At 46.3% G+C, this 19970-nt stretch carries 14 protein-coding genes and 1 pseudogene; 5 read left to right on the forward strand and 10 right to left on the reverse strand.

What is annotated here, in order from left to right:
• Positions 1-419: 419 nt before the first annotated feature.
• Entirely contained in the window at positions 420-827 is a 408-nt protein-coding gene (locus tag QUA24_RS24290; protein ID WP_333232716.1) for a hypothetical protein, read from the reverse strand.
• Positions 828-1005: 178 nt separating this feature from the next.
• Between QUA24_RS24290 and metH the strand changes: the two genes are divergently transcribed.
• The gene (gene metH, locus QUA24_RS24295) at positions 1006-4557 is read left to right on the forward strand and encodes a methionine synthase (RefSeq protein WP_333232718.1); all 3552 of its coding nucleotides are present in this window, start codon (positions 1006-1008) and stop codon (positions 4555-4557) included.
• A gap of 250 nt (positions 4558-4807) precedes the next feature.
• Here metH and QUA24_RS24300 read toward each other — a convergent pair whose 3' ends face one another.
• On the reverse strand, positions 4808-5431 hold the full coding sequence (locus QUA24_RS24300) for a hypothetical protein (RefSeq protein ID WP_333232720.1): 624 nt from the start codon (positions 5429-5431) through the stop codon (positions 4808-4810).
• Positions 5432-5700: 269 nt separating this feature from the next.
• A complete protein-coding gene (locus QUA24_RS24305; protein ID WP_006634531.1) occupies positions 5701-6027 on the reverse strand; it encodes a YbjQ family protein in 327 nt (108 codons plus the stop codon).
• Between the two features lie 150 nt (positions 6028-6177).
• Here QUA24_RS24305 and QUA24_RS24310 point away from each other — a divergent pair, with 150 nt between their 5' ends.
• Both QUA24_RS24310 and crtO read left to right on the forward strand, forming a co-directional pair.
• A complete protein-coding gene (locus QUA24_RS24310) occupies positions 6178-7278 on the forward strand; it encodes a tetratricopeptide repeat protein (protein ID WP_333232722.1) in 1101 nt (366 codons plus the stop codon).
• Positions 7279-7709: 431 nt separating this feature from the next.
• Complete coding sequence (crtO, locus tag QUA24_RS24315) at positions 7710-9407, forward strand: beta-carotene ketolase CrtO (protein WP_333216670.1); 1698 nt, start codon at positions 7710-7712, stop codon at positions 9405-9407.
• Positions 9408-9644: 237 nt separating this feature from the next.
• Here the strand turns inward: crtO and QUA24_RS24320 are convergent.
• The 6 genes and pseudogenes from QUA24_RS24320 to QUA24_RS24345 form a co-directional block, all read right to left on the reverse strand.
• Positions 9645-10761, reverse strand: a pseudogene (locus QUA24_RS24320) (ISKra4 family transposase).
• The gene (locus tag QUA24_RS24325) at positions 10758-10961 is read right to left on the reverse strand and encodes a hypothetical protein (RefSeq protein ID WP_333232724.1); all 204 of its coding nucleotides are present in this window, start codon (positions 10959-10961) and stop codon (positions 10758-10760) included. The pseudogene QUA24_RS24320 and the gene QUA24_RS24325 overlap by 4 nt, the downstream one beginning before the upstream one ends.
• 569 nt (positions 10962-11530) lie before the next feature.
• Positions 11531-12043, reverse strand: a complete 513-nt coding sequence (locus QUA24_RS24330) for a hypothetical protein (RefSeq protein ID WP_333232726.1) — start codon at positions 12041-12043, stop codon at positions 11531-11533.
• A 116-nt stretch (positions 12044-12159) separates the two neighbouring features.
• Positions 12160-12603: a hypothetical protein gene (locus QUA24_RS24335; RefSeq protein WP_333232728.1), complete on the reverse strand. Its 444-nt coding sequence runs from the start codon at positions 12601-12603 to the stop codon at positions 12160-12162.
• Between the two features lie 82 nt (positions 12604-12685).
• Entirely contained in the window at positions 12686-12868 is a 183-nt protein-coding gene (locus tag QUA24_RS24340; protein WP_333034601.1) for a CsbD family protein, read from the reverse strand.
• A gap of 372 nt (positions 12869-13240) precedes the next feature.
• Complete coding sequence (locus QUA24_RS24345; protein ID WP_333214471.1) at positions 13241-13447, reverse strand: hypothetical protein; 207 nt, start codon at positions 13445-13447, stop codon at positions 13241-13243.
• 550 nt (positions 13448-13997) lie between these two features.
• Here QUA24_RS24345 and urtA point away from each other — a divergent pair.
• On the forward strand, positions 13998-16922 hold the full coding sequence (urtA, locus tag QUA24_RS24350; RefSeq protein WP_333232730.1) for an urea ABC transporter substrate-binding protein: 2925 nt from the start codon (positions 13998-14000) through the stop codon (positions 16920-16922).
• A gap of 211 nt (positions 16923-17133) precedes the next feature.
• On the opposite strand, the gene QUA24_RS24355 is transcribed toward urtA, so the two are convergent.
• Positions 17134-17616: a hypothetical protein gene (locus QUA24_RS24355; RefSeq protein WP_333232732.1), complete on the reverse strand. Its 483-nt coding sequence runs from the start codon at positions 17614-17616 to the stop codon at positions 17134-17136.
• A gap of 184 nt (positions 17617-17800) precedes the next feature.
• On the opposite strand from QUA24_RS24355, the gene uvrB reads away from it, so the two are divergent.
• Complete coding sequence (uvrB, locus tag QUA24_RS24360) at positions 17801-19813, forward strand: excinuclease ABC subunit UvrB (RefSeq protein ID WP_333232734.1); 2013 nt, start codon at positions 17801-17803, stop codon at positions 19811-19813.
• Positions 19814-19970 lie beyond the last annotated feature (157 nt).

Below are 19970 nucleotides of genomic sequence, written 5' to 3' on the forward strand. Positions count from 1 at the left end.
CCTCAAAACTTGGCTGTGCTCAGACGGATGGCCCTTAATGCCCTCAACCTGTGAAACCACCCTACCGCGTAGCTTGAAACAAAAAAGGAACCGGCCAGCAATGAGTGATGAGTACATGATGCTTATTATCAAATCCTTGTGTCAAGCCTGATTGAGATGCTCTTACCCTGGTTTGGTTGGCGTTGGTATAGACAATCAGCTTTACCAATTCCTGGGATGATAGCGCTTGTATAGACGATCTCCATTAATCAACTCGACCTTGTTGCAAATACCAGGTCGTTTTTTTAGGCTCATATTAGCTTCGCTAGTTCTGGGCGTATCTTTAGTGATGGCAAAAAGTGTAGAAAAACAGATGGTGGAGTTAGCTGGAGTTATCGATTATAGTCTTGAACCAATTAACAAAAAGCAACTCGCTGCTTTCAAACTAACCCATGCTTTTCGAGACTCATTGATAAAATTGTGAAATTGGGAAGGAGACTTCTGATGAACAACCAATGGGATCTGAGCGAATTCCGTCTATTCGTAGAAGAAACACTCAAACAATGGCAAGTGCCAGGAGTAGCGATCGCGATCGTACTTATCAGCATAACTACGAGATAGCAGAAAATTCGATCGCCCTTTAACATCAATCGTTTAATTATTTCGATCGCATTTTGGCAAAATTCCTCAACAGTTAAGCGGAAAAACCCCTCGCAGCCGATAATCACCCGCTTCTCCCCCAAATCTCCACGCACAACAGCATCCTCGAAATAATCGGACATTTCCCGCACACTTACAGGTACGATCGAACTATTGTCATCTGATTTGAGATTGGGGATTGTCCCCATCAGTCAACCTGCGCGTCGTAATGAATCCGGGGGCTGGTTTTTTTATCCAAAATCCCAAATCCCAAATCTCAAATCGGCATGGTCATTAGCCATTTGCCAACAGTCACATAATTGTTGACAATATTGCACAATAGATAAAATTGTAAATATATAGCACCTGCGTTTTTTTTGACCGCTTATGAATAGCAGATTCCTCGATCGCCTCCACCACCCCTCACGCCCCGTCATCGTCTTCGACGGCGCGATGGGAACCAACCTGCAAGTCCAAAACCTCACCGCAGAAGACTTTGGCGGCAAAGAATACGAAGGTTGCAACGAATATCTCGTCCACACCAAGCCGGAAGCAGTCGCCAACGTGCACCGGGGATTCCTCGAAGCAGGGGCCGATGTCATCGAAACAGACACCTTTGGCGCTGCTTCCATCGTTCTCGCCGAATACGATTTGGCAGACAAAGCATATTATCTCAACAAAACTGCCGCCGAACTCGCCAAGGGTATCGCCGCCGAATTTTCCACGCCAGAAAAACCTCGATTTGTCGCAGGATCGATCGGGCCAGGCACCAAATTGCCAACATTAGGACACATTGATTTTGACACGCTCACCGCCGCTTTTACCGAACAAGCAGAAGGACTTTATGACGGCGGCGTTGACTTATTTATTGTCGAAACTTGTCAAGATGTGCTGCAAATTAAATCAGCATTAAATGCCATTGAAGAAGTATTTAAGAAAAAAGGTGCGCGCATTCCGTTAATGGTATCAGTCACAATGGAAGCCACCGGCACCATGTTAGTCGGTTCCGACATCAGCGCCGCCCTAGCCATTTTGCAGCCGTACCCGATCGACATTTTAGGCCTGAACTGCGCCACCGGACCCGATCGCATGGCCGAACACGTCAAATACCTTTCCGAACATTCGCCCTTCGTCGTTTCCTGCGTTCCCAACGCCGGTTTACCCGAAAACATCGGCGGGCACGCACACTACAAACTCACGCCAATAGAATTAAAAATGGCCTTGATGCGCTTTGTCGAAGACTTAGGCGTGCAAGTCATCGGTGGCTGCTGCGGCACCCGCTACGATCACATCCGCGAACTATCAGAAATTGGCAAAACTCTTAAACCCAAAATCCGCGAATTTACTTGGGAACCTTCCGCCGCTTCAATTTACACCGCCCAACCCTACGAACAAGAGAATTCCTTCTTAATTGTCGGCGAAAGACTCAACGCCAGCGGTTCCAAAAAATGCCGCGATTTGCTAAACGCCGAAGACTGGGACGGTTTAGTAGCAATGGCCAGGGAACAAGTGCGAGAAGGCGCGCACATTCTCGATGTTAACGTTGATTATGTCGGCCGCGACGGCGTGCGCGACATGAAAGAATTAGTTTCCCGCGTTGTGACTAATGCAACTCTCCCTTTAATGCTGGATTCCACAGAATGGGAAAAGATGGAAGCAGGCTTAAAAGTTGCGGGCGGCAAATGTTTGCTGAATTCCACTAACTACGAAGACGGAGAACCGCGTTTTTATCAAGTTTTAGAGTTGGCGAAAAAATACGGCGCGGGCATAGTTATTGGTACAATTGACGAAGACGGGATGGCCAGAACAGCCGACCAAAAATTTGCGATCGCCCAACGCGCCTATAACGCCGCCGTCGCCTACGGAATTCCCGCCGAGGAAATCTTTTTTGATACCCTAGCTTTGCCCATTTCCACCGGGATTGAAGAAGACAGAAAAAACGGCAAAGCTACCATCGAATCCATCCGCCGCATCCGCCAAGAATTGCCAGGATGTCACGTAATTTTAGGAGTTTCTAACATTTCGTTCGGCTTAAATCCGGCGGCGCGGCAAGTTTTGAATTCGATGTTTTTGCACGAAGCAATGCAAGCCGGGATGGACTCGGCAATTGTCAGCGCCAATAAGATTTTGCCCCTCGCCAAAATCGACCCCAAACACCAAGAAATCTGCCGTAAACTAATTTACGACGAACGGGAGTTTGACGGCGATATTTGCGTTTATGACCCCTTGGGCGACCTGACAACGGTGTTTGCGGGCAAAACTACCAAGCGCGATCGGACAGAAGACGCAAGCCTTCCGGTAGAAGAACGCCTCAAGCAGCACATCATCGACGGCGAACGCATTGGACTCGACATCCAACTCGCCAAAGCATTAGAAACCTATCCGCCCCTCCACATTATCAATACCTTCTTGCTAGACGGCATGAAAGTAGTCGGAGAATTGTTCGGTTCAGGACAAATGCAACTGCCCTTTGTATTGCAGTCAGCAGAAACCATGAAAGCGGCAGTTGCCTATTTAGAACCGTACATGGAAAAGTCCGAATCCGGGGACAACGCCAAAGGCACATTCATCATCGCTACTGTCAAAGGCGACGTTCACGACATCGGCAAAAATTTGGTTGATATTATCCTATCAAACAACGGCTACCGAGTGATTAACTTGGGTATTAAACAGCCAGTTGACAATATCATCGAAGCCTACGAAAAGCACAAAGCTGACTGTATTGCCATGAGTGGTCTGCTGGTAAAATCCACCGCATTCATGAAAGAAAATCTGGAAGTATTCAACCAGAAAGGAATCACGGTTCCGGTAATTTTGGGCGGCGCGGCTTTGACTCCCAAGTTTGTACATGAAGACTGCCAAAATACCTACAAAGGTAAAGTCGTTTACGGCAAAGATGCGTTTTCTGACTTGCACTTTATGGACAAACTCATGCCAGCAAAATCTGCTGGTAAATGGGAAGACTTGCAAGGATTTTTAGATGAAATAGGGCAGGATAATGGGGCGGTTAAAGAAGCTAAAACTTCGCCAGAAACTTCTGTAGAAGATGCGAAGAAAGCAGACACTCCTGTGGTCATTGATACCAGGCGATCCGAAGCAGTGGCAGCAGATATCGATCGCCCGAATCCTCCTTTCTGGGGAACGAAACTGTTGCAGGGAGAAGACATCCCCTTTGAGGAGATTTTCTGGCACTTAGATTTGCAAGCTTTAGTTGCCGGTCAGTGGCAGTTCCGCAAGCCAAAAGACCAATCGCGGGAAGAATACGATGCTTTCTTGGCTGAAACAGTTTATCCGATATTGGAAGAGTGGAAACACAAAATTCTTACGGAAAAGTTACTGCAGCCGCAAGCCATCTACGGGTATTTTCCCTGTCAAGCTGAAGGCAATTCTTTGTATGTGTATCAGCCCGAAATCATGGATGGCGGGCAAGATGTATCGACACCCGCTGCAACATTGACATTTCCTCGCCAAAAATCGGCGCGCCGGCTGTGCATTGCCGACTTCTTCGCGCCCAAAGAATCCGGTAAAATCGATGTATTTCCGATGCAAGTAGCGACAGTGGGAGAAATTGCTACAGAGTACGCGCAAAAGCTATTTGCTAACAATCAATATACCGACTATCTCTACTTTCACGGGTTAGCGGTACAGACAGCGGAAGCAATAGCAGAATGGACTCACGCGCGAATTCGCCGGGAATTGGGATTTGGTAGCGAAGAACCGGACAGCATTCGCGATATGCTAGCACAAAGATATCGCGGTTCGCGGTACAGTTTCGGCTATCCCGCTTGTCCGAACATGGCGGATCAGTACAAGCAACTGGAATTGTTAAAGTGCGATCGTATCAACCTCTACATGGATGAAAGCGAACAACTTTATCCCGAACAATCAACAACGGCAATTATCACCTATCACCCAGCCGCCAAATACTTCAGCGCTTAATTCGTAGGGTACGCTATAAGCACCTTTCTCTCGCTTTGATCGTTCATTATCCTCGTTCCCAGGCAGAGCCTGGGAACAAAGATCTGGAGGCTCTGCCTCCCTTTAAAAACGGGGATGCCGAGCCTCAAAAAATGTGTTTTCAGGTATAACCTGCCAACAATACAAAAATAGTTTCCGAATTAAAGCAATAAAAAAGCACCTTAAAAAAAGTGCTTTCCTGAATATAAACTTTCCGTGTCTGACGAAACTTTTACGAGTAATTCCGGGGAGTGCGCGCGCCGGCAGATGCTCCTACCATCGAAGCAACTAAACCCAATAGTGAGCCGAACAAGAACGACCAACCAGCTTTTGCAGCATTAGCAGCAATATTTCGAGTATCCTGAGCACTTACGTTAGGTGCTCGGTTCGGCAAATCGACCCCGCCCTGCTGTGCTTGATTAATTGCTTCTCCCGCATTCGCAGCTATTACGCCAAAAGTGCCGGCCACGCCATTTGCTAACAGCCAAGAGCCAATTGTTAAGGTCGTTGCCCACAAAATTGCTCCATTTAAAAGCGCTGTGTTGCGGTTCATCGGGCCGCAAGCGCGAGCAGTTACCCAACCGCCAACAGCCAAGCTAATTAACAAACTAATAATTGACCAAATTCCCACGCCGGTACCCACGTCCCCGGCAATAGTGCGCGGAGCTCCTGAACCCGCAATGTTGCTCAACCCGATCGCAGCGCCCAATGCACTTAATACCAGTTGTGTACCGATCGCAATTACCAAACCAGAAAAAATCGGGCCCCAACGTACTCGATCGTGGTATTCCATGACTGAATTTACGACCACGGGTTCGGTACCAACGTTATCTACAGGTCTATTTACGTATGACATAGATTTTTTTTTCCTCTGAGATTTGCTTTAATTTTTAACAATCTTTCACTTAAGCATTGATTGTGGCTGAGATTGATAGAAACTATATCTGCCTGGGGAAATAACCAGTATCTATGTCTGAAGAAAGAAACGAAAAAGTCATCCGCCCCCAGCCACCCGCTATTAGCTAATGACTGATGACTGATGACTGATGGCGGATAACTATTTTATCCCGTTGGAAAGCTTCCCGGATGTATACAGAAAAGGCGGACGTATAAAGAAAAAACAGCTTAACGCAATCTTACAGCCGTTCCAACGGCAGTAATCAGCAGCAAAGCCCCGTTTGAGTCTACATTAATCGTGCCGGTGTCAACTTCCACCCCGATTACGGCATTGGCGCCGAGGCGCTGGGCCCGTTTTTCCAGTTCCGCGAGGGCATCTCGCTGTCCTTTGAGAAACACTTCCTCGTAACTGCCGGTGCGCCCGCCGATGATGTCGCGAATGCCCGCGAAGAAATCTCGCAGGGCATTGGTACCGTAGACAACCTCAGCAGTTACAATTCCCAGGTAAGATTGAATTTCTGCTCCTTGGATGATATCAGTTGTTGTTACAATCATCAGTTGGCCTCAATCGCGAAAATTTTGAGTGGGTCTTGTTCTGTAGATTTACTACATCTCGCCACTCAAACATTCCTGGTAAATCATAAGTTGTCAGCTTGCCAAGCTGACAGCAACTCGCTCTTCCATTCCACATACTCTTTGAAACACATGGCCGTGCACAAACAAAGTCTCTTAGTATTCAGTACGTTGCTAGTAGCAGGATTCGCTGTCGCAGCGCCGCAGATAGCGCTCTCAGCAGAAATATCCGTTCAAGTCAACCCTCAAAATAATTCAAATTTAGATGATCTGCTGCGACAAGGGCGCGAGTTTGTAGATTCAGGAGACTACACTAGGGCGATCGCCATTTATCAAGAAGCGGCGCGTTTAGATACGGAAAACCCCCGCATTTTTTCGGGTATTGGCTATTTAGAAGCGCGTCAGGGCAACTATCAAGCCTCAGTAGAATTTTACCAACAAGCGATCGGTCTCGAACCGAATAATGCTGACTTCCAATACGCATTAGGATATGCTATGGCGAATTTACAAAACTATCCCGCAGCAGCCACAGCTTACCGCCGCGCCGCTGTGCTCGATCGCAAAAATGTCAATGCCCGAATCGGTCTCGGAGTGGTACTCTTTCAGCAAAAAGATTACAGCGGTTCTTTTAAAGCATACCAAGAGGCGATCGCCCTCGATCCAAAAAATTGGCAAGCTTATTCTTCAATGGGTTTAGTATTGATCCAGCAGGGAAGTTTTGCCAGTGCTGTCACCGTGCTCCAACAAGCAGCCGAACTCGCTCCCAAACAAGCAGGTGTCCAGTTAAAATTAGGCACTGCCTTGCTGCGTGCCGGCTATACTTCCGAAGGGCTAGCAGCTTTTGAAGAAGCTGCCAAATTGGAGCCCCGGAATCCAGAAGTGCAGCTAGAAATTGGCGAACTTCTCCAGGCTCAAAACGACTTCGACGGAGCGCTTATAGCTTATCAGCGGGCTATTGCGGTGCGACCTAATTTAGTGGAAGCACACGCAGGAATGGGGAAAATTCAACTGGAAAAACAAGATTTTTCAGGAGCGATTACCACTTTTCGGCGAGTGATTAAGCTTGATCCAAACCGGGCAGAAGCTTATTACAATATGGGTAAGGCACTCAAAGCGCGCGATCGCAAATCCGAAGCAATTGAAGCTTTTCAACAAGCCCTCGACACTTACCGCCAGCAAGGCAACAATGATGGTGTACAAAAAGCTGAGGCGGCATTGCGGGAACTGAAGTAATATTTCTCAATGTACTAATAGGTAATTGGCTAGCAGTTTTGAGTGTGGAGGAAGTAATTTTCCTAGGGCTTACCTCCTTCCAATCGCCGCGTTGCCAGGAAAAAAGCAATCTCAAAACTGTTTCTATTCCCTATTCCCTCTGCCCCCTTTTCTCTTCCTTTTTCCTTCTTACTTCGTTTGCTTCAATTTTTAATTGAATGCAAATAAATGTGGTTAAATAGAGTACAATATTGGCGCGATTTAAGAAAGGCGATAGCTCTGTAAATTTAAGTAGAAATAAGGCGCTTACACAACAGCGTTTGGTCAAAGCTCCATCTTTTGTAATATGCTAAAAAGGCTTATTGACAATGAATCTATTTCTATTGGTAGAGACGGCAAAGTTGTTAACATTTGTAAAATAAGCAAAATATCCTCTCCCTAAAACTTCATCTATGCAAACGTATGATGTCATTATCATAGGCGCAGGTCACAACGGACTAGTCTGTGCGTCTTATCTGCTGAAAGCTGGATATACAGTCCTCTTGTTAGAAAAACGTTCAGTTCCCGGCGGCGCGGCAACTACTGAAGCTGCCATTCCCGAATTGCCGGATTTTAAATTCAATCTTTGCGCGATCGACCACGAATTTATCCATTTAGGGCCAGTTGTAGAAGAACTAGAACTGGAAAAATACGGTTTAGAATATCTTTTCTGCGATCCAGTGGCCTTTTGTCCACATCCCGACGGTAAATATTTCTTAGCGCACAAATCCGTTGAAAAAACTTGTGCTGAAATTGCCCGCTATAACGAGCGCGACGCTAAAAAATATGCCGAATATACAGACTTTTGGCAGCGGGCTTTAGGGGCAATGGTTCCGATGTTTAATGCGCCACCAAAATCCATCATAGATATTCTGGGCAACTACGATATTTCAAAGATCAAAGATTTATTGTCAGTCATCGGTTCACCCGACAAAACGCTGGACTTTATTCGCACGATGCTCACCAGCGCTGAAGACCTTCTCAACGAGTGGTTTGACGAGGAATTTATCAAAGCACCCCTAGCAAGATTCGCCGCAGAGCTCGGCGCGCCTCCTTCGCAAAAAACCCTTGCTGTAGGTGCAATTATGCTGGCAATGAGACACAATCCCGGCATGGCAAGACCGCGCGGAGGAACCGGTGCATTAGTGCAAGCGCTGCTCAATTTAGTTAAAAGCTATTCAGGTGTGGTACTTACCGACCAGCACGTCGAGAAAATATTAGTTGATGATGGTCGCGCTGTGGGAGTTCGAGTTGCCAACGGCACGGAATACCGCGCTACAAAAGGTGTCATTTCTAATATTGATGCTAAGCGCTTGTTTCTGCACTTAATGGACTCCAGCGATGTTGACAGTGCCGACCCGGATTTGCGGGAAAGATTGGAGCGCAAAATTGTTAACAACAACGAGACTATTCTCAAAATAGACTTAGCTCTCAATGAAATGCCCAAGTTTGATCGCTGGAATCATCGGGACGAATATTTAATCGGTTCGGTTTTAATTGCAGATTCGGTGAGACACGTTGAAATTTCTCACAGCGAGCCTTCAATCGGCAGAATTCCCGACTCTGACCCATCGATGTATGTAGTGTTTCCGACGGTACTAGACCCGTCAATGGCTCCCCCCGGACATCATACGGCTTGGATTGAATTTTTTGCTCCTTACATGATCGAAAATGCTGAAGGAACCGGTCAACACGGTACGGGTTGGACGGATGAGCTGAAAAACAAAGTTGCCGATCGCTGCATTGATAAATTAGCAGAATACGCGCCAAATATCAAAAATTCAATTATAGGGCGCCACGTGGAAAGTCCGGCAGAATTGGGAGAGCGTTTGGGGGCTTTGAAAGGGAATTATTATCATGTTGATATGACGCTAGATCAGATGATATTTTTCCGTCCTTTGCCGGAGTTGGCGAATTACAAAACGCCGATCGATGGTTTGTTCCTCACGGGAGCGGGAACGCATCCGGGTGGCTCAATTTCGGGGATGCCGGGACGCAATACCGCTCGCGTTTTCATGCACTCGCAGCAGCCTTTCGCGCAGACTTTAGCAGATGCGGCTAATACTCTGAAAGCGAAGGGTAAGTCGGTATTTCGGAGTAATGAGAAGTAAGAGGACTGGCACTGCCCGCCCTTATTGATTTACTCAGGACTTACGCACTCCCATCGAAGAAACCGGGTTTTTTACCGAATCAGAGGGTCACAACCAATTATTGTCGTAAAATACCCGGTTTCTATGCCCCTATGCGTAAGTCCTATTAATGTTTCGATTAGGGTTAGTTGCAAATTTCCATTAGGGTTAGTTGCAAAATGGACTAATTTTAGGGTGCATCTCAGTTTGGCAAATACATCAAATTGAAAGTTGACCGTTGAGATAAGCACAGCGAAGAGCAAGGATAGACGAAACGTTCTCAATCTTCCATTGCGCTCCCGATATTTTCACCCTTAATCCAATGCGTTTAATTATTGATTCAATTGTTCCCGAACCAATCGAACCTATGGATTCTTCTTTGTAGTATTGGTAATTGACTATTCGACAGCGATGGGTCTCTAAATAATTGCAAAACGTTTTATTTTAAATGCTCGATCTTTAAAGTCTTTAAATAAATTTATAACTTCATCAAGTTTGCCTTGCCATAACATATTTTCTACTGATTTTAGTTTTTTTATTGAACCCCCTACCTTGTAGAGATTTTCTTTGAGATGATACCAATCTAAGATTTCTTGTCTTTGTTCATTGTCTCCAATTGCTTTAAATATGTTCCAAATCCCGGCATGACCATCTCCTAGACAATACATAGGGTGTAGTAATTTTTGGCTATTAGTCCAATCAATTAAATCTTGATTATTTTGAAAAAAGGCTCCCGAATAAACATTATCTAAACACAGGGCTTTATAGTCTTTCCAGTAACAGCTCTCGCCCTTGGTTTCGTTGCGTAGTCTAACTTTACCGCCATCCAATGTAATTTCTTTGACTCCTTGTTGAGATGTAGGCAATTCAAATTCTTGTCGATTGACTAATCTTTGTAATGTACTGTGAAAAATTTTGATACCCGTAAATTTTTCCAAATCTTTTTCTGCCATTTGATAAGATTCATTGGCACTGATTAAAAGACAGCAATTTTCCATGAGTGGACTAAATTGACTGTAAGCTTTTAAGCCAAAATATTTTGCCTGATTATCTGTAATGTCGAGCGAGCCGATTATTGATGTTATTTTTCGGGGCTTTCCTGTTTTAATTCCTGATACTGATGAAAAAAAAGCTACCTAGTTCTGGGCCCACTTCTTCTAACATTTTCGCTTCGCAGGGATTTTTCTATACTTTCAAAACTTTTTAACTCGGTTGGATCTGTATTTCTGTAAAAAATTTCTGCTACCGCTTTTAAGTGGGCTTTTAGCTGTTGTTGGTCTGATGGTGTCGTTTTATTTGCCTCATCTTTATTTAACGATTTTACTAGTTTTTTCATTTTATCTCTTTTTGACACATTTGCCAAAGTGAGATGCACCCGCCAAATATCGACGACAGCGGTTCGTAGCTGATGGCATGAGTGTAACGAAGATATGTGACGCGAGCTTTGAATTGAACTGCCAAACGGTAAACCTGGTTCCATTCCCAATGGTACAGGTGCAACATATTCGGTCTGACAGCAGGCAAACTGACCACCATAACGTTCGGTTCGGGTGACTATGGGGCGAATTGGGGGTAGTTCGGTTTTTTCGTAGAGGGATTGCAATTTTTGTGCGGCGGCGGTGACTTTCTCTCCACACTGGGGACAATTTTTGAGTTGGGCGATGATTGTTTGGTCAGGTTCAGGATGTAGCTGTCTTCCCCCTCCTGCTCTTCCTAGGCTTCTTTGTCTTTTTATCCCCTCAATTTTCTATGGCTTAATGTTTGGCTTGAATCATGAGGATGGTGGAGAGCTGGAATTTTGGCTAGGTTTTTTGGGAGATGAGCCTGGTTTTGGTTCGTATGTGGCTAATGCTGCGCTAAGTTTTTGGATTTCTGGCCATAGCTCTACTATCAAGGCTTCTTTTGCCTCGTTCGATAGTTGCTTTAAGTCGGGGAGTTTTTCCATTCCTTGATCTAATGTCTATCTTGTCTTCTTGTCAAGGGGGTTGAGCAATTACTATTTTACTACAGGACTAGATATAAAATATAAAAGGACGATCGCCAGCGCGATCGTCCTTTTATTTGCTGCACATACTATCAGCTTTGCAGCGTGTCTGAATCCAAGATTATTTACGGTTGTTGAGCCATTTAGCCGCAACTATTCCCAAAATACCAGCAACAATTGGATTGCCTAAAAACTTCATCAAACTCGGCTGTTCGGCTAGCACTTCTTGGAAAATATCCGGGTGATTGTGATAGGTGAAGGAGGCCAACTTGGTAACATCGTCAGCATTCATGCGGCTGGCGTGGTGGGTAGAAAGTCCTAGCTGCTTTTCCAATTGGCGATCGTTCAACCCTCTCTTGCCCAAATGCTTGAAGAATTCCCGTGCTACATCGTCGCGTTCATTTGGCTTAATTTGGGCGATCGCCTTTTGCAATTCCGGTTCCAACTGAGCCGGCGGGAGGGAGTCGTGATTCAGGGAACGCCCGAATAATTGTTTGCGCTGAGCAGGGGAAGTTCTCTGAGCAAAATCGTCAAAGTTTTCGTAATCTTCACCCGTTGTCTCCGGCATAATTTCTCGATCGCCCTGGGCTAAATCGTTCATGATTTGACGCTTGTAATTATCGCTGCTACTCATGGTAACTCTCTTCCAATCTACACAACATTTCAGTCTTAAATTGAGATGGTTTAGCCTTCAAAAAACTGCGGAATATTAAACCGCCACGCGACTATCATTTAAGCTTGCTAACTCGGTCAAGACTTGTATTCAATCTGATTTGATTGCTGGTCGTACTTAGCAGTCAAAATTAACTTTTTGTCAGGAGCGTAAACCAAAACACTTACATCCTGATTTGGGAAATTGCGGTGAAAACCTTGTGCTAAAGATTTCGCCAAATCTTTCACTTCAGTCGGGCGGACTTGCGGGGTAATTACAACTCCCAATTTGTTATTGTCGCGCACATAAGCATCCTGAACCAAGCCCTTAGCCGTCTTTGTTACCCATTGACCAAAATCTTGACCTGCGGCGGTATTGCCACGTTCTAGCTGCGCGTAATAACCCTGACTGCCACCAATTGCTACGGGTATATCAGTCGGTTTTTGGGCGGAAACGCTGGGCGTGCAGGCAGTAGTAACTGCCAGCATTAATACCAAAAGTACGCCTGCAATTATTTTGCGACTCTGCTGCAATAAACTCACCTTTTTTCCTCCGTTCCTAAAACATTTGGAATAGTTGAAAGGGTCAGGTTCCTCGACCCTCTCAATGCCTATAGTATTAGGCTTAGTCTAGTTTCTTTTTGAGCTCATCTTTTACATCTTCGATCGCGTGACCAGCTTCAGCTTTTGCCTGCTTGGCTTTGCCTTCTGCTTTATCTTTCGGGTCGCCAGTAACATTGCCTAGGGCTTCTTGAGCTTTGCCTGCGATGTTGTTGCCAGTTGCCTTTGCTCTATCTTCAGTGCTCATGGTTTTCTCCCTATCTGTATTTAATCAGACATTTTTTACTTAATAAACTCATCATAGGTAACTAGGAGCTGCGTTGCACTCTACCTCTAGGAAGAAAGAATGAATAAAAAATGAAGATGGAAAATGGAAAAGTTATTTTTATGTCTTGGACAGGCTGCCACTTTCATACTTATAGGTTTTTTTTCACCGTTTCTGGTGGCTGCAACGAAGTATTTGTGTAAAAAAGCTGGTGGATAGTCAACCCCGCTTCCCGGAGTTTTTTTTCATACCCCAAATAATTTAAAAGTATCAATTTTTATTTAATTCTGCCTTCCCAAAGCGAGTGTGGGCAAGATTGCATCTTACCCACACCGAAAAAAATCCGTATTAGTTTTAATCTACCTTTTGATGACATTCTTCATCTATTTTGTGCTGAAGTTCTTCTTTCAACTGTTCCACAGCGCGCATAGTTTGAGCATCTTCTTTTTTTTGCTGACCGAGGGCTTTTTCTGTTTCCTCGCCGAGCAATATTTCCCTAGATTTTGGTACCGTGACTTGATTTTCGCTGGCCGTGTGGGTCGCGTTTTCTTGACTATTCATTAGTTTTTCCCCTATTGTTTGCAAAATTTATTTTTAACAAGGGTACTTAGAAGTTAACCTTATACTTAAGATAACGGAAATCACGAAGACTTCCATCTACCTCAAGGGAGATAGGAGCTGGTGAATAATTTTGAGTTTTATAGTTAAGATAAATTACGGAAACTTCCATTAGCCCCAAAGGAGATAGGGGAAGGGGAATAGTGCGTGAGATTGCTTGGTGGGTCGCAAGGCGCGGGCAGTGAATGAGTTGGGAAAAGGGGAGGAGGGGGGAGAATTTTTCTGCGGCGCGAGCGATGGCATTAAGTGTGGAATGTTGTGGTATGAGGCTCTTTGGACATCGGTAAAAGATGAAGAGAGAAATGGGAGGCAGTTTAGTGCAGACTTAAGTCTATGCTGAGAGTTGGAAAGTTAAAATCTGTAGGGTGCAGCAATTCCCAAGTTTGGTGACGATCGGGTTAAATAGTCTGCTAAACAAGAGTTAGCGTCAAGGTTAACTTCCAGCAGGATCGAACTAAAATTTCTGTTATTAGTAAAAATTATCTAAAACCCTATGGGAGCAAGGAGCAGTAACCCCCTCGAAGCAGCCGGCCCGACTCGTGAGCCGATCAAAATAGGTGTGTTGCATTCGCTGACGGGCACGATGTCCATCAGCGAAATTTCTGTTAAAGATGCGACGCTGTTGGCGGTTGAGGAAATTAATGCGGCCGGAGGGGTGCTCGGACGCCCCTTGGAAGCGGTTATAGAAGATGGAGCCAGCGATTTGCAGACTTTTGCTCAAAAAGCTAAGCAATTGCTCTTAGAAGCGCAGGTGGCGGTGGTATTTGGCTGTTGGACTTCGGCGAGCCGCAAAGCTGTACTGCCTGCTTTCGAGCACGGCAACGGGTTGCTGTTCTATCCGGTGCAGTATGAAGGGCTAGAACAGTGTCCGAATATTTTCTACACTGGTGCTGCCCCGAACCAACAGATTGTGCCTGGGGTGAATTACTTGCTGGCACAGGGAAAGCGGAAAATTTTCCTGTTGGGTTCGGACTATCTCTTTCCCCGCACAGCAAATCGGATTGTGAAAGCTCAACTGGCGGCACTGGGGGGAGAGTTGGCGGGGGAAGTGTATCTGCCGCTGGGATCGAGGGAAGTGGGCGAGGCGATCGCACATATCTTAGCGGTGAAACCAGATGCTATTCTCAACACACTCAACGGCGATAGCAATGTGGCTTTTTTCCAAAAGTTGCGGGAAGCTGGCGTGAACCCCGACGATTTGCCGGTGATGTCGGTTAGCGTAGCAGAAGAGGAAGTGCGGGCGATCGGGCCGTCCAATATTGCTGGACATTTGGTGGTTTGGAACTATTTTCAAACGGTGGACACACCGGAAAATCGGAAATTTGTCAAGGCTTATAAAGCCCGATACGGGGAAAATCGAGTCACGGATGACCCGATCGCAGCAGCTTATTTGGGCGTTTACCTGTGGAAGCAAGCAGTAGAAAAAGCTGGTTCGACAGATGTGGTTAAAGTCAGGGCTGCTGCTAAAAATATTGAGTTTGCAGCGCCATCGGGCAAGGTAAAAATAGATGCCCAAACGCAGCATATCTGGAAAACAGTGCGGATTGGTAAGGTGCGGTCGGACGGTCAAATTGAGGAGATTTGGAATTCGGGCGCACCGGTTCCGCCAGATCCTTTTCTCAAAACCTATCCTTGGGCGGCGGCACTTGCTCCGAGGCCGATTTCTCTGGGAACTCGGGCGTCTTTGAGCGGGCTGTTTGTCATCTTGGTACTCATAACTTGGATGGCGGTGGGAGTCGGGTGGATGGGTTCTGTGGAGATGAAGAACTATTTGCTGACAATAAAAGCTGCCTCAACTCCGGCGGGGGTTTCTGAGGCAGCAATGGCGGTGCTGGTGCAGCAAACTCTGGCAGTGGCGAGCCGCACTCAGCACTGGCTGCTGGGGGCTTCAGTTTTGAGTTTGATCGCGGGGATAGTGGCTTTTGTGTCGGTGTCGGCAATTATTCGGAATCTCGGTTTGCTGCGGGAAACTGCGGAACTGATGGCCAGCGGTGATTTTACGGCTCGATCGCCTGTGGTTTCTAATGACGCGATCGGGGTGCTATCTTCTACTCTCAATACAATGGCTCAGCAAATTAGCAGTTTGCTCAACGGTTTGGAAGTGCGGCAGCGGCAGCTAGAGGAACGATCGGAGGAATTGGAAGTCGCTAAGAATGCTGCGGAAGCTGCCAACCGGGCGAAAAGCACTTTTTTGGCAAATATGACTCACGAGTTGCGGACGCCTTTGAATGCGATTATCGGCTACAGCGAGCTGCTGCAAGAAGAGGCTCTGGAACTCGGCGAAGAAGAGTTTGTCATGGATTTGGCAAGCATTAATATGGCAGGCAAGCAGTTGCTCAACATTATTAGTGACATCCTGGATATTTCTAAAATTGAAGCAGGAAAGATGACTCTTTTCTTGGAGACTTTTGAGGTGTTGGATTTGATCGAGCAGGTTGTCACTACTGTTCAACCGACGCTAGGGAAAAATGGCAATACTTTGATCGTCAATTGCGATCGCAATATTGGCACGATATACGCTGATTCGGGGAAGCTGGGACAAGCGCTGTTAAATTTGGCGAGCAATGCTGCTAAGTTTACAGATCAAGGCAAAATTACGATTAATGTTTGGAAAGAAGAAGGGGAGGTTTTGCCGATCGACAATTCCGCAGAACTCTGGACAGATCCTTCTCGTTGTCAACAGCCTTTGATCGTGTTTCAAGTAACCGATACCGGCATTGGCATGACTGAGGATCAGGTGTCGAGGCTATTCGGAGCTTTCGCTCAAGCGGACGATTCTACTACGCGCAAATACGGCGGCACTGGTTTGGGGCTGACAATTAGCCGGAGATTTTGCCAGATGATGGGCGGAGACATTACCGTTGAGAGCGAGTTTGGCTGCGGTTCTAGTTTTACGATCCGGTTGCCGATTGCGGTTAAAAACCCGAAAGAAGCGCGGGAAGATCGAGAAATCCCAGAAATTCAGGCTGAGTCTTCCCAGGAGTTAGACACGAGTGCAGCGGCGACTGAAGCGAAGCAAAAAGAACTGCGATCACAACCGCTGGATCTGCCCGATGCTGCTACTGTGCTGGTGATTGACGACGATCCAGACGCGCGAGATTTGATGACCCGCTGCTTATCGAAACAGGGATTTCGGGTGCGATCGTCGGCTAGCGGTCAAGGAGGGCTTCTGTTGGCTAAGGAGTTGCTGCCCGACGCGATTATTCTGGACGTGATGATGCCGAGTATGGACGGCTGGGCGGTGCTGTCTGCGTTGAAAGCAGATCAAGATTTGGTTGATATTCCAGTGATTATGATAACTTTTTTGGACGACCAAAATCAGGGGTTGGAATTGGGAGCGGCGGAGTATGTGAGGAAGCCTGTGGATTACAAGCGCTTTGCTGCTTTATTAAGTAAATATCAGGGTCTGGGGAAGTAGTTTGTGGGCTGTTGACTGTTGGCTGTGGTTATTAGTTATTAGTTATTGATAGCAGATAACAACTAACAACTAACAACCAACAACTAACAACTAAGCTGTCGCGCATTTAAATTGTATATTCGATGCGGGCGGGACACCCCACTCATTGTTTGATTGTTTTTTGACAAACAATTTAAATGCCACAACAGCTTAACAACTAACAACTGACTAATTAATCTAAAAATCCCATTAAGGTCGAGCTATCGTCAATTTCGTTGGAGGCAATGGGGCGGTTTCCTCCCATTGTGGAGTAAACTTCATCAATGTGAAGAGTGCTGATTGCAATAGGGCGAGCACCGGACATACTGAACATTTCACTGACTTGCATGGCGCTGGAGCCGATCGGGCGATTGCCGAGTGTAGCAACCACTTCAAAGTCGCTGGATTCGACTGGGCGATTGCCTACAGTGCCGTAGGTTTCGCTGAGGTGCAGCGTGCTAATGCCGATCGGGCGGTTCCCCGATATCGAGACGGTCTCGCTGATGGTAAAATCATCTGGGCCGACAGGGCGGTTGTCATGCATGAGTTGCGGCCGATAAAGTTGGATTCCTGTTGCTTTGGCATCCGTGGGTGGTGTCGGTTGGCTTTTGGAACTGCCTTTACCGCGACGGGCGATCGCTTTGCTTTTGCTTGTACCTGTACTGCTCGTATCCATAATTCTTTTCCTCGCTTATTTTTGGACGTTGATTGCTGGGTGCGGACAACTGCTTTTCTTGGCTTTCTGCTTGCTATTTCGGCCGATGATTAAAATAATATTACAAAGTCTAACTATTTTTTTAACGAAATTGCAGAATCTCTGCATTTTTGTTAAGATTTATGGGTAATAGCTACATTTTCCTATGGTAACTGCGGCAGCATCTTTTCAATTGCAAGCGCCCTTCCAGCCCACAGGCGACCAACCGCTAGCGATCGAGCAACTTGTCAAAGGGATCGAAGCGGGCGATCGATTTCAAACCTTACTCGGTGCCACAGGTACGGGCAAAACCTTCTCCATTGCCTCGGTGATTGAAAAAGTCGGCAGACCCACCTTAGTCTTAGCACACAACAAAACCCTAGCAGCTCAACTGTGCAACGAACTGCGAAATTTTTTCCCGAACAATGCAGTCGAATACTTTGTCAGTTATTACGACTACTACCAACCTGAAGCATACATCGCAGTCACCGATACTTTCATTGAGAAGACGGCAGCAATTAACGATGAGATCGATATGTTGCGGCACTCCGCCACGCGATCGCTCTTTGAACGCCGCGACGTAATTGTAGTTGCTTCAATTAGCTGCATCTACGGTTTGGGAATGCCTGCAGAATACCTGAAAGCTGCTATTCCTTTGCGAGTAGGAATGGAAGTCAACCAGCGGCAAGTTTTGCGAGATTTAGTCAACGTCCAATACAGCCGCAACGATATAGATTTAGGCAGAGGCAAATTTCGCGTCAAAGGCGATGTTTTGGAAATCGGCCCCGCTTACGAAGATAGAATTATTCGCGTTGAATTCTTCGGCGACGAAATCGATGCCATTCGCTACGTTGACCCGGTAACAGGTAAAATCCTGCAAAGTTCAACGGCTTTAAATATCTATCCAGCGCGCCACTTTGTCACGGCGGAAGATAAGTTAGAGGCTGCTTGCCAAGGAATAGAACTCGAATTAGAAGACAGACTGGCAGAATTTGAAAAACAGGGGAAACTCTTAGAAGCTCAGCGTTTAGAACAGCGCACGCGCTACGATTTGGAAATGCTGCGCGAGGTAGGTTACTGCAACGGAGTCGAAAATTATTCGCGGCATTTAGCAGGGAGAAATGCGGGGGAACCGCCAGAATGTTTGATTGATTATTTCCCGAAAGATTGGATGTTGGTGATAGATGAATCTCACGTCACCGTGCCGCAAATTCGGGGGATGTACAACGGCGACCAAGCGCGCAAAAAAGTATTGATAGAACATGGTTTTCGTTTGCCGAGTGCGGCAGATAACCGCCCTTTAAAAGCAGAGGAATTCTGGGCAAAAGAGAATCAGTGCATCTTTGTTTCTGCTACGCCTGGGGATTGGGAAATGGAAATATCTGAAGGCAGAGTTGCAGAGCAAGTAATTCGCCCTACGGGAGTAATAGATCCGACGATTTTCGTGCGCCCGACGGAAGGACAAATAGATGATTTGTTGGGGGAAATTAAGGAGAGAGTAAGTCGGGACGAGCGAGTTTTGGTGACGACTTTAACGAAGCGGATGGCGGAAGATTTAACCGAATATTTGCAGGAGAGGGCGATTAGAGTGCGGTATTTGCACTCGGAAATTCAGTCGATTCAACGCATCGAAATTATCCAAGATTTGCAGGATGGTAAGTTTGATGTATTGATTGGTGTTAACTTGCTGCGGGAAGGTTTGGATTTGCCGGAAGTTTCGCTGGTGGTAATTTTGGATGCGGATAAAGAGGGGTTTTTGCGATCGGGACGTTCGTTGATTCAAACGATTGGAAGGGCGGCGCGGCACGTTCAGGGACAGGCTATTTTGTACGCGGATAATTTGACGGATAGTATGGTTAAGGCGATAGACGAAACGGATCGACGCCGGGGGATTCAGCTAGCGTACAATAAGATGCACGGGATTACGCCGCAGCCGATCGCGAAAAAGCGATCGAGTAATGCAATTTTGGCATTTTTGGATGTGTCGCGCAAGCTTAATTCTCAGCAGTTGGAAGAAGTTTACGAACAGGTAAACGAGTTATCTTTGGATGAGATTCCTCAGTTAATCGGGCGGTTGGAAGCGCAGATGAAGGCGGCGGCGAAGAAGTTGGAGTTTGAGGAGGCGGGTAAATTGCGCGATCGGATCAAGCATTTGCGGGATAAGCTATTGGGACATTAAGCTTGTTGTCAGGGAATTGAGGGGGATTTTTAACCGCAGATAAACGCTGATAAACGCTGATGAATTGCTGAAGTCTGCGACCTGACGGGGTGACAACCCCGTCAAAACATTGATAGAATGAAGGACATAGCCCTTATACCCCTCTGAAAGAATGGTA

It is taken from the genome of Microcoleus sp. Pol12B5 (assembly GCF_036701335.1).
GTDB lineage: Bacteria > Cyanobacteriota > Cyanobacteriia > Cyanobacteriales > Microcoleaceae > Microcoleus.

Bases quoted from the DNA above. Each gene is read 5' to 3' on its own strand.
- QUA24_RS24290 (WP_333232716.1), bottom strand. From the start codon at position 827: ATGGGGACAATCCCCAATCTCAAATCAGATGACAATAGTTCGATCGTA.
- metH (WP_333232718.1), top strand. From the start codon at position 1,006: ATGAATAGCAGATTCCTCGATCGCCTCCACCACCCCTCACGCCCCGTC.
- QUA24_RS24300 (WP_333232720.1), bottom strand. From the start codon at position 5,431: ATGTCATACGTAAATAGACCTGTAGATAACGTTGGTACCGAACCCGTG.
- QUA24_RS24305 (WP_006634531.1), bottom strand. From the start codon at position 6,027: ATGATTGTAACAACAACTGATATCATCCAAGGAGCAGAAATTCAATCT.
- QUA24_RS24310 (WP_333232722.1), top strand. From the start codon at position 6,178: ATGGCCGTGCACAAACAAAGTCTCTTAGTATTCAGTACGTTGCTAGTA.
- crtO (WP_333216670.1), top strand. From the start codon at position 7,710: ATGCAAACGTATGATGTCATTATCATAGGCGCAGGTCACAACGGACTA.
- QUA24_RS24325 (WP_333232724.1), bottom strand. From the start codon at position 10,961: ATGGTGGTCAGTTTGCCTGCTGTCAGACCGAATATGTTGCACCTGTAC.
- QUA24_RS24330 (WP_333232726.1), bottom strand. From the start codon at position 12,043: ATGAGTAGCAGCGATAATTACAAGCGTCAAATCATGAACGATTTAGCC.
- QUA24_RS24340 (WP_333034601.1), bottom strand. From the start codon at position 12,868: ATGAGCACTGAAGATAGAGCAAAGGCAACTGGCAACAACATCGCAGGC.
- QUA24_RS24345 (WP_333214471.1), bottom strand. From the start codon at position 13,447: ATGAATAGTCAAGAAAACGCGACCCACACGGCCAGCGAAAATCAAGTC.
- urtA (WP_333232730.1), top strand. From the start codon at position 13,998: ATGGGAGCAAGGAGCAGTAACCCCCTCGAAGCAGCCGGCCCGACTCGT.
- QUA24_RS24355 (WP_333232732.1), bottom strand. From the start codon at position 17,616: ATGGATACGAGCAGTACAGGTACAAGCAAAAGCAAAGCGATCGCCCGT.
- uvrB (WP_333232734.1), top strand. From the start codon at position 17,801: ATGGTAACTGCGGCAGCATCTTTTCAATTGCAAGCGCCCTTCCAGCCC.